Origin of the sequence: Pseudoalteromonas sp. APC 3893 (genome assembly GCF_030408095.1) — a bacterium.
GTDB lineage: Bacteria > Pseudomonadota > Gammaproteobacteria > Enterobacterales > Alteromonadaceae > Pseudoalteromonas.
The window spans coordinates 157,094-173,539 of sequence record NZ_JASDCD010000002.1 but is presented as its reverse complement, the minus strand read 5'-3'; the positions used below and the strand labels follow the sequence as shown (position 1 = coordinate 173,539).

The 16,446-nt window shown below is 40.7% G+C and carries 13 protein-coding genes; 7 read left to right on the top strand and 6 right to left on the bottom strand.

Annotated features, from left to right (window positions below; all coding sequences use genetic code 11):
- Window positions 1-2: 2 nt before the first annotated feature.
- From lolA to lrp, 3 genes are all read right to left on the bottom strand, one after another.
- Window positions 3-629, bottom strand: coding sequence for an outer membrane lipoprotein chaperone LolA (gene lolA, locus QMA12_RS04850; RefSeq protein WP_290208936.1), 627 nt, complete (start codon window positions 627-629; stop codon window positions 3-5).
- The gene (locus QMA12_RS04845; RefSeq protein ID WP_290208935.1) at window positions 630-3,110 is read right to left on the bottom strand and encodes a DNA translocase FtsK 4TM domain-containing protein; all 2,481 of its coding nucleotides are present in this window, start codon (window positions 3,108-3,110) and stop codon (window positions 630-632) included.
- 122 nt (window positions 3,111-3,232) lie between these two features.
- A complete protein-coding gene (lrp, locus tag QMA12_RS04840) occupies window positions 3,233-3,712 on the bottom strand; it encodes a leucine-responsive transcriptional regulator Lrp (protein ID WP_087533735.1) in 480 nt (159 codons plus the stop codon).
- A 141-nt stretch (window positions 3,713-3,853) separates the two neighbouring features.
- Between lrp and ald the strand changes: the two genes are divergently transcribed.
- Entirely contained in the window at window positions 3,854-4,975 is a 1,122-nt protein-coding gene (gene ald, locus QMA12_RS04835; RefSeq protein ID WP_087533736.1) for an alanine dehydrogenase, read from the top strand.
- Between the two features lie 91 nt (window positions 4,976-5,066).
- On the opposite strand, the gene pssA is transcribed toward ald, so the two are convergent.
- Window positions 5,067-6,392 (bottom strand): CDP-diacylglycerol--serine O-phosphatidyltransferase, encoded by a 1,326-nt coding sequence (gene pssA, locus QMA12_RS04830; RefSeq protein ID WP_290208934.1) that lies wholly within the window; start codon window positions 6,390-6,392, stop codon window positions 5,067-5,069.
- 287 nt (window positions 6,393-6,679) lie between these two features.
- Here pssA and trxB point away from each other — a divergent pair, with 287 nt between their 5' ends.
- The 5 genes from trxB (at window position 6,680) to infA (ending at window position 12,647) form a co-directional block, all read left to right on the top strand.
- A complete protein-coding gene (gene trxB, locus QMA12_RS04825; protein WP_087533738.1) occupies window positions 6,680-7,630 on the top strand; it encodes a thioredoxin-disulfide reductase in 951 nt (316 codons plus the stop codon).
- A gap of 349 nt (window positions 7,631-7,979) precedes the next feature.
- A complete protein-coding gene (locus QMA12_RS04820) occupies window positions 7,980-10,793 on the top strand; it encodes a bifunctional aconitate hydratase 2/2-methylisocitrate dehydratase (RefSeq protein WP_290208933.1) in 2,814 nt (937 codons plus the stop codon).
- A 131-nt stretch (window positions 10,794-10,924) separates the two neighbouring features.
- Window positions 10,925-11,641, top strand: a complete 717-nt coding sequence (aat, locus tag QMA12_RS04815; RefSeq protein WP_087533740.1) for a leucyl/phenylalanyl-tRNA--protein transferase — start codon at window positions 10,925-10,927, stop codon at window positions 11,639-11,641.
- Window positions 11,634-12,338, top strand: coding sequence for an arginyltransferase (locus QMA12_RS04810; RefSeq protein ID WP_087533741.1), 705 nt, complete (start codon window positions 11,634-11,636; stop codon window positions 12,336-12,338). The genes aat and QMA12_RS04810 overlap by 8 nt, the downstream gene beginning before the upstream one ends.
- Before the next feature lie 90 nt (window positions 12,339-12,428).
- A complete protein-coding gene (gene infA, locus QMA12_RS04805) occupies window positions 12,429-12,647 on the top strand; it encodes a translation initiation factor IF-1 (RefSeq protein WP_002962494.1) in 219 nt (72 codons plus the stop codon).
- A 177-nt stretch (window positions 12,648-12,824) separates the two neighbouring features.
- On the opposite strand, the gene clpA is transcribed toward infA, so the two are convergent.
- Both clpA and clpS read right to left on the bottom strand, forming a co-directional pair.
- The gene (gene clpA, locus QMA12_RS04800; protein WP_087533742.1) at window positions 12,825-15,089 is read right to left on the bottom strand and encodes an ATP-dependent Clp protease ATP-binding subunit ClpA; all 2,265 of its coding nucleotides are present in this window, start codon (window positions 15,087-15,089) and stop codon (window positions 12,825-12,827) included.
- A 68-nt stretch (window positions 15,090-15,157) separates the two neighbouring features.
- Window positions 15,158-15,466: an ATP-dependent Clp protease adapter ClpS gene (gene clpS / locus QMA12_RS04795; protein WP_176372570.1), complete on the bottom strand. Its 309-nt coding sequence runs from the start codon at window positions 15,464-15,466 to the stop codon at window positions 15,158-15,160.
- Window positions 15,467-15,675: 209 nt separating this feature from the next.
- Here clpS and cspD point away from each other — a divergent pair, with 209 nt between their 5' ends.
- The gene (gene cspD, locus QMA12_RS04790) at window positions 15,676-15,891 is read left to right on the top strand and encodes a cold shock domain-containing protein CspD (protein ID WP_058558936.1); all 216 of its coding nucleotides are present in this window, start codon (window positions 15,676-15,678) and stop codon (window positions 15,889-15,891) included.
- The last annotated feature ends 555 nt before the right edge of the window (window positions 15,892-16,446 follow it).

The window sequence follows — 16,446 nt, the reverse complement described above, 5'->3', positions numbered from 1 at the left end:
TATTATTCGCCTTGGCTTTGGTCATCTATTTCAACGTTTTCAGGAATGGTAAATTCAAACGTTGCGTTGGCTAATTGTTCATTTACTTTGGTATCACTAAAGGTGAAGGTAGATGATTGACCTGAACTGTCTTTAACCAGTAGTTTTTCAAGCCCTGTTTGGCCTTGAGCAAATACAATATCAAGCTGTTCAACTTGGCTTTCAACGCCTTTATTTGGTGTCACGCTAAAGCCTGTTTCAGTGGCTTTCACTTGGTACTTTTGCCACTGCGCTGGGTCTTTTGAGGTTAATAATACAAACGGTGTTGAATCAATCAAGCTATGGGTATTCATGATAGTCACTTGCTCAGCAAAGCTGTCAAAATAATACGTTTTATCACCATTTGATATAAACAAGGTATCGTCTGGACTGGCTTGTTGCCAACGGATCATCATAGGTTGTTGTAAGGCAATATTGCCCTTCCCTTGCATGATTGACTCACCTTGGTCGTCATTAACTTGTTGTACAAACTGCGCTTGAAAACTTTTTAGCTCGGCAAGTTTATCTTGTAGTGCTTGGCTGTCACTGGCTATTGCAGTTGTAGATAAAACACAACTTACTGCTAGTGCTAAATAGTTAAATTTTTTCATTTAATTTGCTCCACTGTTGGGCACTAAAACATCGCGAGCACCGTTATGTCCTGGTGCGCTCACAATACCCGACGTTTCCATTTGCTCGACTAAACGCGCTGCGCGGTTATACCCTACTCGCAACTTACGTTGTACACTCGAAACCGACACTTTGCCGGTTTCAATCACAAATGATACTGCTTCATCATAAAGCGGATCAGACTCTTCATCCGCGTTTTCGCTGGCTTCGCCCGGCAGTAATATCTCTTCTGTGGCATCACCGTTAAGTATTTCATCTACGTAGTTTGGTTTACCCCGTTTTTTCCAATCATCAACCACCGCATGTACTTCGTGGTCGTCTACAAATGCGCCGTGTACACGCACAGGTACGCTGGTCCCTGGCGGTAAATACAACATGTCACCCATACCAAGTAGGTTTTCTGCACCTTGTTGATCTAATATGGTGCGCGAGTCAATTTTACTTGATACCTGAAACGCCATACGCGTTGGTATATTGGCTTTTATTAAACCGGTTATTACATCAACCGAAGGGCGCTGCGTTGCCAGTACTAAGTGAATCCCCGCAGCACGGGCTTTTTGCGCAATACGTGCAATCAGCTCTTCAACTTTTTTACCAACAATCATCATCATGTCGGCAAATTCATCAATCACTACAACGATGCTTGGTAGTTTATCAAGCTCATCTGGGCCTTCTTTCATGCCGTCGGTGTCTTTAAATAATGGATCTAGAATTGGATAACCCGCTTCTTTGGCTTCCAGTACCTTTTGGTTGTAACCTTTTAAGTTACGAACACCTAACGCTGACATTAACTTGTAACGACGTTCCATCTCGCCCACACACCAACGTAGCGCATTTGCGGCCTCTTTCATGTCGGTGACAACTTCACACAATAAATGTGGGATACCTTCGTAAACCGAAAGTTCCAACATTTTCGGGTCAATCATGATCATGCGAACATCATCTGGGCCTGATTTATACAGTAAGCTTAATATCATCACATTAACGCCCACTGACTTACCTGAGCCCGTTGTACCGGCTACAAGTAAATGCGGCATTTTGCCTAAGTCGGCACAAATTGGCTCACCCGCGATGTCTTTACCTAGCACCATAGTAAGCGGTGATGGATTTTGCTCAAACTTAGGCGCGTCAATGACTTCTGATAAACGCACTATTTCACGGTGTTTATTTGGCAGCTCAATCCCCACGTAGGTTTTACCAGGGATGACTTCAACAACACGTACGCTCACCGCTGATAATGAACGGGCTAAATCTTTAGCAAGGCCGGTAATTTTAGACACCTTTATACCCGGTGCTAAATCTAATTCAAAACGAGTAACTACAGGGCCTGGGTATACCCCGACAACTGCTGCTTGTACGTTAAAATCAAGTAATTTGGTTTCAACTAAACGAGATACAGCTTCAAGCTCTTCAGGCGAAATTGGGTTTTTCGCTTTGTCTGGCCTGTCAAGTAAATCAAGGGTTGGCAGCGGCGCACTTGGCGGCTTTTCATCTAATAACTGCTCAAACTTTTCTTTCGCTGTAGGTGGCGGCTGATAGGTGCTTTTTGGCTTAGGCATAGGTCTCGCTGGTGAAACAACCGTTGTTACTGGTTTTTCAGGCTCAGCCACATGGCTTTGATCCAGTGCATTTAATGCAGCAGCGGTATCCATTGGCTCATCATCTATGGCGCTAAAGTTAATTTCTTGATCAAGAATATCATCGAGTTCATCAAAGGCATTATGCTGTGGTTGCGACTGCATTTGATCTGCGGTAAATCTTTTTGGTGGTTGTTCGTTAGTTGGTTCATCATTAAAACTAATTGCGTCTGCTTCAACTAAAGGTTCGTCTAAATTGCTCTGTTTTTCTGGGCGTGTTGCTTCGCGTTCACGGTGTAACCAACTGTTAAATTGTGCCGCAATGTATTTGTAAATACGTACGACCCAATCACCCAAGAAGTCAACAAACTGCACCCAAGACACACCCGTTAGTAATGTAAGACCAGCGAAAAAAAAGCACAGTAATAAGATTGATGTACCGGTGAAGTTAAACGCTGGCATCATGGCCCCAGCAATCACATCTCCTACTACCCCACCCGATGAAAAGTTATAAATATCATCAAAATTTATGCTGCTAATTGCTGTGGCCGAGGTAATAAATAACGCAAATCCAATTACTCTTAAGGCAAGTGTGGTGTAATCAAGCTGAAAAATTTTATGGGGTTGTTTAAATAATAAATAACCGAATACTTGAATCGCAGCAGGCACTAAATAAGCTAACCAACCAAAAGTAAGAAGTAAAATATCAGCTATCCAAGCCCCTGCGGCGCCGGTAATATTATTGACGTTTCTAAATTCACCTGTTTGCGACCATGCAGGATCGGCAGGATCGAAACTAATTAACGCACACAAAATAAATATTGCCGCGAAGCTACTAATGATTAGTCCGGTTTCTAATAGTCTTTGTACACCGTTTAGGCGCATAATTCCCTATTCCTCATTTTTCTTTATTCTCACACTTAGCAGTGGAATACCTTAGCAGGAAATACTTTTTGTTGCACTTTATCTTAACCTTGATGGCCTGATTATGAACGGCTTTTTAAGATTTACGCGATATAAGGTCTAATGATCACGCCTTGTTCGCCTTTTACTTCTTCCATCACCACATAAGTACGGCTTTCACTGACATTAGGTAGCTTTAATAAAATATCGCCTAATACCCCTCGATACTCGGACATATCATTAACCCGGGTTTTTAGTAAAAAATCGAAATTACCCGACACCAAATGACATTCTATGATTTCATCGTGCTTTTTCACCGCTGCGCTAAACTCATCAAATACATCCGGGGATGTTTTAGTAATGGTCACTTCTACGTAAACCGATAAGCCCTGCCCTAACTTAGTTGGGTCTACCACAGCTTTATAACCTACAATGTAACCTTCTCGTTCCAGCTTTTTTACGCGCTCTAGGCAGGGCGTGGCGCTGAGGCCAACTCGTCGGGCCAGTTCAACATTAGAAATACGGCCATCATGCTGTAATTCCATCAATATTTTACGATCAATTCGGTCTAATAACTCATGCATTTGGCCAACTAGTTTTTTACACTGTTTATTTTCTATATTTAGATTATATCACTAGTTAGAAACTTAAAAAAGGTGAGACACACTGGTCAATGATGAATATAATAGTGAAAAATTTTATCCCGTTCCAACAAGGCAAAGATTATGATTATTGGTGTACCTAAAGAAATTAAAAACCATGAATACCGTGTAGGTATGGTTCCTGCGAGTGTTCGTGAATTAGTAAATCACGGCCACCAAGTGATTGTTGAAACTGATGCAGGTATGGGCATTGGTTTTACTAACGAAGATTACACCCTTGCAGGTGCTGAAATTTTACCGACAGCTGCAGATGTATTCGCAAAAGCAGAAATGATTATAAAAGTAAAAGAACCACAAGCTGTTGAACGTGCAATGCTACGTGAAGACCAAATTCTTTTCACTTACCTGCACCTTGCACCGGATCTTCCACAAACTGAAGACCTTGTTAAGAGCAAATCAATCTGTATCGCTTATGAAACAGTCACTGATTCACGCGGTGGTTTACCACTTCTTGCTCCGATGAGTGAAGTAGCTGGTCGTATGTCTATTCAAGCTGGCGCACAAGCACTTGAAAAATCAAACCACGGCCGTGGCATGCTATTAGGTGGCGTACCAGGAGTTGAGGCAGCTAAAGTAGTTGTAATTGGTGGTGGCATGGTTGGTCGTAGCGCTGCACAAATGGCTGTAGGCCTAGGTGCTGACGTTGTTGTACTTGACCGTAATATCGATGTACTACGTGCACTAGACGCACAGTTCGGTAATAAAGTTAAAGCGATTTACTCAACGGCTGATGCACTTGAAAAGCACGTGTTAGAAGCTGACTTAGTAATCGGTGGCGTGCTTATCCCAGGTGCAGCTGCACCTAAGCTTGTAACAGCAGAGCACATCAAAGCAATGAAGCCTGGCGCTGCAATTGTTGACGTTGCAATCGACCAAGGTGGTTGTATCGCAACTTCTAAAGCAACCACTCACGCTGATCCAACTTACATCGTTGATGAAGTTGTGCACTACTGTGTTGCTAACATGCCAGGTGCTGTACCGCGTACTTCTACGTTTGCACTTAACAATGCAACACTGCCTTTCATCATTAACCTTGCAAATAAAGGTTATAAGAAAGCTTTATTAGATGACGCTAACTTCCTTAAAGGTCTAAACGTGATCAAAGGCCAAGTTACTTATAAAGAAGTTGCCGAAGCGTTCAACATGGAATACGTGGACCCACGTACTGCTGTTGAAAATGCATAAACTGCAACACGCATAAATGAAAAAAGCAGCTAAATTTAGCTGCTTTTTTTTGTATCTAAATCTTAGAGTCTGCTGTCAACAGACCCTAGTGTTATATAAAGCGTTTAATTATAAAGTCAACTTTAACGCGCTTAGCCTGCCCTAACAACTTCTTCACCGCTTGCGGATAGTTATCCATTGTTTCTAAATCTTCTGGCCCATTAAGGCGCCTACAGTGCTTTAGGATCTCTGCTTTTTCATTATCAATTGCAGGCATGAGCGATTGCTCAGGATCTTCCAATAAGATGCCGTTTTCAATATCTAAGCCCCATGCACGTGGGTTTAAATTATGGCCACTTAGTAAATGATACTTACGATCAGAGCAGATACCTTTTAAGTGAAACGAATTGCTTTCATGCTTCCACAAATAGACATTTAAGTTACCATTCGTTATATGACGTTTTTGCGATTTCAAAAACTTAAGCAAAATAGTTTCATATAAATAAGGCAATGCACCTATTTTACTAAACGGCTCACTCGGTGGTAGATAAAAGTCATTGGCAGTTTTATCACCGACCACAATGGTGACTTCTTTACCTTGTTTGAGCAAACGCCTTAAAGAGCGCATTAATGGTGCAGGAAAATTAAAATAAGGTGTGTACAACACCAGCTCCTGCTCCGTGCTATCAAACAGTGACTTTATCAGTCGATTAAGCTCATTGCTGCGACGCCCTAAACCTAAAAACAGTCTAACCCCAAGCGGCTGCGTATTTTCATCGACTGCGTGAGCGTAACTAGCTTGCTTTAAAGAGCGCATTAATTGTTTTTGCGCTAGCTTAATGTCGTTAAACTTAGTAAGCGGACGTGTATCAATGCGCGGAACTGCTTCAGAGCTTAATAATTGCCCTTCAATAAAATCAACAACTGCATTACATAAGGATGCCTGCTTAACTAAAAAATAACGGTCTAGGCGATAGCGTTCATCGTACTGTAAATACACATTATTTAAGCTTGCACCGCTATAAAGCAAGGTATCGTCTATTACAAAGCCTTTTAAGTGTAATACACCAAATAGCTCTTTTGCTTTTACTGGAACGCCATATACTTGAACATTAGATTGATACTTTTGTTGATAGTCACAATATAAGCTGGCGTTACCATCTGATTTTGCTGCGCCAATCAACCCGCGTTGGGCACGGTGAAAATCAACCAGTACTTTTACTTCTAGTTCTGGTTTGGCTAATGATGCTTGATGTAATGCCTCAAGTATTTCTCGCCCTGCTTCGTCATCTTGTAAATAAAGCGCGGTAATATATATACGTGTTTGTGCGCTTGCGATCAAAGCAAGTAATTGTGTGTGGTACTGTTTTGCATTGGTTAAGACGTTAACGTCTTTTGAAGTCAACCCAAATGCGGGTTTTTCCTGCCAAAATAACATAGTTGCCTATTCACTTAGGTCACCCTTGTGCAGGGGGACAAATCAAAATTAATTAAAACATATCAAAAAAACCGAGCTTGGTCATGAATTAACGGTGTCTGTTAGATTAATAATGGTTTGATAGTTCATATATCATACAGAACGGTTGTTTTGTGCATTCTAGTACACAATATTTGACAGCTTTGCGATTTGCTAAAAAAAATAATCGATAGTTTTATTTACTTCCCCCTTGTTTCTCTTAAAATCGAGCACATTAATACGCTATCAAAACGTTTAGGATAAAAAGCATGAGTGAAGCAAAACATTGTAAGTTACTAATTTTAGGTTCTGGCCCTGCAGGCTATACTGCAGCAGTATACGCAGCACGCGCAAATTTAAACCCTGTATTAATTACAGGTATGCAGCAAGGTGGCCAACTTACAACAACAACTGAAGTTGAAAACTGGCCTGGCGATGCTCATGGTTTAACAGGTCCTGCATTAATGGATCGTATGAAAGAACACGCAGAGCGTTTTGAAACTGAAATTGTGTTTGATCACATAAATAAAGTTGACGTATCAAAACGCCCATTTACTCTTACTGGCGATCAAGGCACATATACATGTGATGCTTTAATCATCGCAACCGGTGCATCTGCTAAATATTTAGGTTTAGAGTCTGAGACAAACTTTCAAGGTCGTGGTGTTTCAGCATGTGCTACCTGTGATGGCTTTTTCTATAAAGGCCAAAAAGTAGCGGTCGTTGGCGGAGGTAATACAGCCGTTGAAGAAGCGCTTTATTTATCAAACATTGCGGATGAAGTACATGTTATCCACCGTCGTGATAGTTTCCGTAGTGAAAAAATCTTGGCTGACCGTTTAGCAGAAAAAGCAGCAAATGGTAACGTGGTTCTACATTATAACCGCACATTAGACGAAGTACTTGGCGACCAAATGGGTGTGACAGGTATTCGTATTAAAGATGCCAATTCAGATGCGACCGAAGAGCTTGATTTAGCGGGTGTATTCATCGCTATCGGCCATAAACCAAATACTGACATGTTTGTTGACCAACTTGAAATGAAAGACGGCTATTTAGTTGTTGAGTCTGGCCTAAACGGTAACGCAACTCAAACTAGCGTACCGGGTGTATTTGCAGCCGGTGATGTATCTGATCACATTTATCGTCAAGCAATTACTTCTGCAGGTACAGGTTGTATGGCTGCATTAGATGCTGAACGCTTTTTAGATAACCTGTAATTTATACAGTTATACCAATTGCATGAAGGGCTGATTTTTTCAGCCCTTTTTTGTGCTTAACAAAAAATGTTTAATTAGTGAGTTATTTTGATAGTTTCTTTATTCCCATTACTTTTGATATCAAACGGCATTCACAAAATTTATAGTGAAGATTCATTTTATATATACAATTAATGGTGGAAGTACGGTAGGATCTGAACGGTGCAATGATTACCGTCAAAGTAACGCAAGTAAAATGAGCTATAATTATAGTTGGGCATAAACGCTTTATTCATTTGGGCATGACGAAAGACTGTAAAATAAGTTAAAATGTCCAGCTTCATATCAAGTAAAATACCGAGAGTTTTCTATGAGTTTGTATACAAAATATATGGAAGAAATCCAAACCCGTAAAACGGAACTTGGATTAAACCCAAAACCAATCGATAGCGCTGAGCTAGTATCTGAATTAATTGCTCAAATTAAAGATACTAATAACGAGCACCGTAAAGATTCACTGCATTTCTTTATCTTCAATACATTACCAGGAACAACCAGTGCTGCGGGCGTTAAAGCACAGTTTTTAAAAGAAATCATTCTTGGTGAAGAAACGGTAGCAGAAATCACTCCAGATTTTGCATTTGAGCTTCTTTCACACATGAAAGGCGGCCCGTCAATTGAAATGCTACTTGATTTAGCATTGGCCGAAGATGCTAAAATTGCTGCACAAGCTGCCGAAGTTCTTAAAACACAAGTATTCTTATACGATGCTGACATGGCGCGTATAAAAGCGGCATACGAAGCAGGCAACGCAATTGCTAAAGATTTACTAGAGAGCTTTGCAAAAGCTGAGTTCTTTACAAAATTACCTGACATCGAAGAAAAAATAGATGTAGTAACTTACATTGCTGGTGAAGGCGACATTTCAACTGATTTACTGTCTCCAGGTAACCAAGCGCACTCACGTGCCGACCGTGAATTACACGGCCAGTGTATGATCACACCTGAAGCACAGCAAGAAATTGTTGAACTTCAAAAGAAACACCCAAATGCTAAAGTAATGTTGATTGCTGAAAAAGGCACTATGGGTGTTGGTTCATCACGTATGTCTGGCGTAAATAACGTCGCACTTTGGGCAGGTAAACAAGCAAGTCCTTACGTTCCTTTCATCAACATTGCACCTGTTGTTGCAGGTACTAATGGTATCGCACCAATCTTTTTAACCACGGTTGATGTTACCGGTGGTATTGGTCTTGACCTTAAAAACTGGGTTAAAAAAGTCGATACTGATGGGAATACAGTGACTGATGCAAATGGTGATGCTGTTCTTGAAGAAGCGTACTCTGTTGCCACAGGCACTGTTTTAACAATCGATACTAAAGAGAAAAAACTTTATAACGGTGATAAAGAACTTGTTGATATTTCATCAGCATTCACACCGCAAAAAGTTGAATTCATGAGAGCTGGCGGTTCTTATGCTGTTGTATTCGGTAAAAAACTACAAACATTTGCTGCTGAAACACTCGGCATTGAAACACCGCTTGTTTATGCACCTTCAAAAGAAATTTCACATGAAGGTCAAGGTTTAACTGCGGTTGAAAAAATCTTTAACCGTAATGCGGTAGGTGTATTATCTGATACACCACTTCACGCAGGTTCAAATGTTCGCGTTAAAGTGAATATCGTTGGTTCGCAAGATACAACCGGCCCAATGACATCTCAAGAACTTGAAGCAATGGCTGCGTCAACAATTTCACCACTTGTTGATGGTGCCTATCAATCTGGCTGTCATACAGCGTCAGTATGGGATAGCAAAGCACAAGCAAATATTCCAAAACTAATGGCATTTATGAATAAGTTTGGTCTTATCACTGCACGTGACCCGAAAGGCGTTTACCATGCAATGACTGACGTTATCCATAAAGTACTGAACGACATTACAATTGACGACCGTGCAATCATCATCGGTGGTGATTCGCATACACGTATGTCAAAAGGTGTCGCGTTCGGTGCCGATTCAGGAACTGTTGCGGTTGCCTTAGCTACGGGTGAATCAGCAATGCCAATTCCTGATTCAGTTAAAGTGACGTTTAAAGGCAAAATGGCCAAGCACATGGATTTCCGTGATGTGGTGCATGCAACTCAAGCGCAAATGCTGAAGCAATTTGGTGGCGAAAATGTGTTCCAAGGCCGTATCATTGAAGTTCACATCGGTACTTTAATGGCTGACCAAGCGTTTACCTTCACTGACTGGACTGCAGAAATGAAAGCGAAAGCGTCAATCTGTATTTCAAACGATGAAACATTGATCAAGTCAATTGAACTTGCTAAATCACGCATCCAAATCATGATCAACAAAGGCATGGATAACGAAGCGCAAACACTGCAAGGTCTAATCGACTTAGCTGATAAGCGTATTGCGGGTATCCAATCTGGTGAAGAGCCTGCTCTTTCTCCAGATGACAACGCTAAATACCACGCAGAAGTTGTGGTTGATTTAGACCAAATCGTTGAGCCTATGATTGCCGATCCAGACGTAAATAACGATGATGTATCTAAGCGTTATACTCACGATGTGATCCGCCCTGTTTCATTCTACAATGACAAACCTGTTGATTTAGGCTTTGTTGGTTCGTGTATGGTTCACAAAGGCGATATGAAAATTATTGCTCACATGCTACGTAACCTAGAAAAGAAAAACGGTTCAATTGAATTTAAAGCGCCATTAGTTGTTGCGCCACCAACCTATAACATAGTTGATGAGCTTAAAGCTGAAGGCGATTGGGATATTCTAGCTAAGTACGCTGGTTTTGAGTTTGATGACTCTAAACCTAAAACAGCGGCACGTACTAAGTATGAAAACATTTTATACCTAGAACGCCCTGGTTGTAACTTATGTATGGGTAACCAAGAAAAAGCTGAACCAGGCGATACTGTTATTGCTACATCAACACGTCTTTTCCAAGGCCGTGTAGTAGCTGATACATCTGAGAAGAAAGGTGAATCACTACTGGGCTCTACACCACTGGTAGTACTTTCTACTGTACTTGGTCGCTTCCCGACTATGGACGAGTATAAGTCTGCAGTTGAAGGCATTGATCTAACATCGTTTACACCTGTTGAAGAAGCGATGACAACTAAATATGACGCTGCGCAAGCAGTGCCAGTGAAAGTTGTTAGCTAATTCGATTGAGTTAGTAGTTCAAATAAGCGCGTTTTTATAACGCGCTTTTTTTATGCCTAAAATTTGTTGTTTGTGATTTTAAAGCAACAAGTTACAATTTATCTGCTGGCGTAGTCACAAGAAACGGTGTTATGACAAAACAACTCTATCAATTATCCCAAGACCATTTTATTTTCCCAGACCCACAGTATGCGCTAGATGATCCTGATGGGTTACTAGCTGTAGGAGGCTGTTTATCTGTTGCGCGGTTAAAAAACGCTTACAGTCAGGGAATTTTTCCTTGGTTTAGTGAATACGAGCCTATTATGTGGTGGTCGCCGAGTGAGCGAGGCATTATCGAGTTTGCTGATTTTCATGTCAGTAAAAGTTTGCGTAAGCATTTACGTAAAAACCCCGTGACTGTTACGATTAATACCGCTTTTGATGAAGTGATTGAAGCATGTCAACAACAGCGTATTGACGCCGAAGGGACTTGGATCACAGAAGAAATGCTCAATGCCTATAAACAAGCTCATTTAGACTCTCTGGCTCACAGTGTCGAAATATGGGATAACGGTGTGCTGGTAGGCGGTTTGTACGGCATAATGCAAGCTGGGGTGTTCTGTGGCGAGTCTATGTTCCATTACCAAACCAACTGCTCAAAGCTTGCGATGTGGGCGTTGGTTAATTGGCTTAAACGCCACAATGCTCATTTTATTGATTGCCAACTAGAAAACCCTTATTTAGTTACTTTAGGTGAAAAAATTGTACCTAGAGCTGATTTTTTAACTAAACTTGAACAAGCAGCAAGTTACAAAATTCCAGCAACTATGTGGCAAGCTCAGGAGCTTAAAGCAATTTATGACTGATCATCTTCCCGCTCGCTTAGGTTTAAGCCAACAATTTGATTGCAGCTATTTGGGCGACCGCCAAGAGCAATTACTGGTTATCTTAGATCCCAGCTGTTACAACAGCAGTAAATTTGAAGCCTTACTTGGCTTAGGCTTTCGCCGAAGTGGCGACCAAATTTACCGACCACACTGCCCTGTGTGCAGTGCGTGTAAGTCGGTGCGTGTGTTAGCCAACAAATTTTTGCCGTCTAAATCTCAAAAACGTAAACTTAATAAAGCAAAAACGGTCTTTGAAGTTAAATATTCAGAGCAAGAGCGCGCTGAATATTACCCACTCTATAGTAAGTACATCACCGAGCGTCATCAGGATGGCTCTATGTATCCTCCAGAGCAATCACAATATAAAAGCTTTCTGTTTTGCCATTGGTTACCTATTACATTCATTGAACTATGGCACGCTGACACCTTGGTCGGCGTTGCTGTAACTGATTGTATGGACAATGCAATTTCTGCTATTTATACATTTTTTGATCCTGATTTTGAGCATTACAGTGTGGGCACTTTAATGATTTTAGAGCAAATAAAGTTCGCGCAAGCGTATAATAAAGAACACCTCTACTTAGGCTATCAAATAGACGAATGCGCTAAAATGCGTTATAAAACTCAGTTTTTGCCTGCCGAAAATAGGGTTGGTGATGATTGGCTGGCTATTTAATTTACAAAAATAGCCGCTGTGGCTTTACTTATTGGTGTATTTTGGGCAAAATCTGCATCGTTTAACTATTAAAGAGGTGTTACGCTAAACATGGCGAAAGAAGACGTAATCGAAATGCAAGGGACGGTCCTTGATACTTTACCAAATACAATGTTCCGAGTTGAGCTTGAAAATGGTCACGTTGTTGTGGCTCACATTTCAGGTAAAATGCGTAAAAACTATATCCGTATTTTAACCGGCGATAAAGTTACCGTAGAAATGACCCCATACGATTTATCAAAAGGTCGCATCGTATTCCGTGCTCGCTAAGTTAGTGCGTTAACGAAATATCAAGTTTTTAGCTAAGTTGATTAAGTAACTTAGTTACTTTCTACACAGCTTGAAGCGTTTATTAAATGTAATTGAAAGCACCTGCAGACCATTACATTTAATAAACAAAAAGCCCAGCATTTGCTGGGCTTTTTGTTGTCTACATGATTGTAACGATTATGCAGGCGTTAAATCGGTTTCAAAATCAAAACGCAATTTTTTATCTTTTAGTGACACTTTTACTGTGCCCCCTTCGATTAACTCGCCAAACAAAATCTCATTCGCCAATGGCTTTTTAAGTTGCTCTTGAATAACACGTCCCATGGGGCGTGCACCCATAGCCTTGTCATAACCTTGGTCAGCTAACCATTCACGTGCTTTTGAAGTCAGTTCAAGGTTAACTGATTTTTTATCAAGCTGAGCTTGAAGCTCTACAATAAACTTATCGACCACTAATAAGATCACATCACGCTCTAGGTGGTTAAACCAAATAATGTTATCTAAACGGTTTCTAAACTCAGGTGAGAACACCTTGTTTATCTCGCTCATCGCATCATGAGAATGATCTTGCTCAGTGAAGCCAATTGACTTACGCACAGTCTCTTGTACACCGGCGTTAGTTGTCATTACCACAACTACGTTTCTAAAATCCGCTTTACGACCATTATTATCAGTTAGGGTACCGTGGTCCATTACCTGTAATAAAATATTGTAGATATCAGAATGCGCTTTTTCTATTTCATCAAGCAACACCACTGAGTGTGGGTTTTTAATAACCGCTTCTGTTAGTAAGCCCCCTTGTTCAAAGCCAACATAGCCTGGCGGCGCACCAATTAAACGACTTACAGCATGACGTTCAACGTATTCAGACATATCAAAACGAATAAACTCAACGCCCATACATTTTGCTAGCTGTTTTGTGACCTCAGTTTTACCAACACCCGTTGGCCCTGCAAACAAGAACGAGCCGACTGGTTTATCTTCGTTTGATAAACCTGAGCGAGACAAGCGTATCGCCGAGGTTAACGCGTCAATTGATTGGTCTTGACCAAACACTAACATTTTCAGATTACGATCAAGGTTCTTGAGTGTTTCTTTATCACTCGATGACACGCTTTGCTGTGGAATACGAGCCATTTTCGCGACAATTGATTCTATATCTGCTACACCAATTGTCTTTTTACGTTTTGAGCTTGGTTGTAAGCGTTGACTCGCACCTGCTTCATCAATCACATCGATAGCTTTGTCTGGTAAATGACGCTCATTAATGTATTTGGCACTGAGCTCCGCAGCTGCTTTAAGTGCTTTTTGCGTATAACGAATACCGTGGTGCTCTTCGTAACGTTCTTTTAGACCATTAAGAATTTTGGTGGTATCAGCCACGCTTGGCTCAAGCACATCAATCTTTTGAAAACGACGCACTAAAGCACGGTCTTTTTCAAAGATGTTTTTGTACTCGTTGTAAGTTGTAGAACCCATACAACGAAGTTTACCACTTGATAATAACGGTTTAAGTAAGTTAGACGCGTCCATAACGCCACCTGATGCCGCTCCTGCACCAATAATGGTGTGAATCTCATCGATAAATAAAATCGCGCCTGGTTGCGCCTGAAGCTCTTTAAGCAAGGCTTTAAAACGTTTTTCAAAATCACCGCGGTACTTAGTGCCTGCTAATAGTGCACCCATATCTAACGAGTAAACGACTGCATCAGCTATTACATCCGGTACTTGTTCATTTACAATGCGATACGCAAGGCCTTCAGCAATAGCGGTTTTACCAACCCCTGCTTCACCAACCAGTAACGGGTTATTCTTTTTACGACGACATAAAACCTGTACTGTACGTTCGACTTCGTTATCACGACCAACAAGAGGGTCAATGTTACCTTCAATCGCTTGAGCGTTTAAATTAGTGGTGAAGTTGTCAAGCTTAGAGGGTTCTTCTCCTTGCACTTCTTGCACTTCTTCATGGATATCATCAACATCTTCACCGCCTATTTCATCATCAGATTTAGCAATACCGTGGGAAATAAAATTAACAATATCAAGGCGTGAAATATCGCTCTTTTTGAGTAGATAAACCGCTTGGCTTTCTTGCTCAGAAAATATAGCAACCAGTACATTAACGCCAGTTACTTCGTTTTTGCCCGACGACTGCACATGAAATACTGCACGCTGTAATACCCGTTGGAAACCCAGCGTAGGTTGTGTTTCTCGCTCTTCCTCTAGATCAGGAATAACTGGCGTGGTTTCGTCAATAAATTCTGATAGCTCTGTTTTAAGCGCTGCCATATCAATTGCGCAAGCATTGAGCGCCTCGCTTGCAGAAGGGTTATCTAGTAGTGCAAGTAATAGGTGCTCTACTGTCATAAATTCATGGCGGCGAGTACGCGCTTCACGAAACGCCGCGTTTAAAGTTAGTTCTAAGTCTTTGTTTAGCATTGGCAACCCCTTACTGAGATAAATATATATACCGTTGTGATGGGTATTTTGATCACCCTACCTTGGTATTATTCCTGCTCACAACTACAAAGCAGTGGATGCTCGTTATCACGTGCATAACGGTTTACTTGATCAACTTTGGTATTTGCAACATCTGCGGTATACACCCCACATATTGCCCGACCGTTTTGATGAACTTGTAGCATCACATCTGTTGCTCTATCGCTATCCATATTAAAAAACGTCACTAGTACTTCTATCACAAAGTCCATAGGCGTGTAATCATCATTATTTAAAATGACTTTGTATTTTCGCGGTGGTTGTAGCTTTTGCTTTTCACTGTCGCGAACTGTGTCTAAAACACCTGAATCTTTCATGCCACTCATAATTAAATATAGTCTTGTCTTTGGAACTCAAGCAAACTTGAATAAAAAAATAAATTAATTGTTAAAAAATAGTTTAAAACACTTGACTGATCGTATAAATAAACTACAGTCAATTATAGATTGATTAAACCTTAGTCAGTCTATCAAATTATACGGTTTAGAATAACTAAATTAGTCAACTTATAGAAGGATGTAGAAGTATGGCTTGTGGTAAAGTCAAATGGTTCAATAACGCCAAAGGTTTTGGTTTCATCGTAGAAGACGGCTGCGAGAATGATATATTCGCCCATTACTCAACGATTGTAATGGACGGTTATAAAACACTTAAAGCTGGTCAAGATGTAACATTCGAATTGCAACAAGGTCCTAAAGGCCTACATGCGACTAATATTGCTCCTAACGAAGAGTTAGTGTAGTTGTTATAGAAGTTCGACACTACAAGCGAGCGACCTGTAAAGATCCTCGCTTAACTTCTTTTTCTGATATTTTCTATTCCCTTCTCTATTACAGCTCTGCGCTTTGTTAATTAAATACTTTAAAAGCACAAAATCTGTCCTTAGTCTTGAAATTACTTTTTAATACCCCAATATAATACCCAAGCGACCTCAAGATTCAGAATTCAGCGTTTCACAGGGGCTTAATATCAAGGCGTTACTTTGCAATAATGGCACTCCCTTCTAAGAAGTAACAACGATGAGAGTAAGTTTCTGTGAAGCGCCCTGCGGGTTGGTTTAAAAGCGATTTATTCTGCGTTATTGATTTTAACAATAGAACCACTATTACTTGCAATCAATGCCTTGCCTAAATCGCTTTTAATTCCAACTGAAACTCATATCTTGAGGTGGTTTGGGTATATTTTGTATTAGCCCTTTTGTGCCAAGCTTGTTACACTCTTTGTGCTTAAAAAGCCCGAAAATGGCCCTTTAAGTGGTAAAACTATGCTAATGGCTAATTCCATTGGCGGGTTTTTA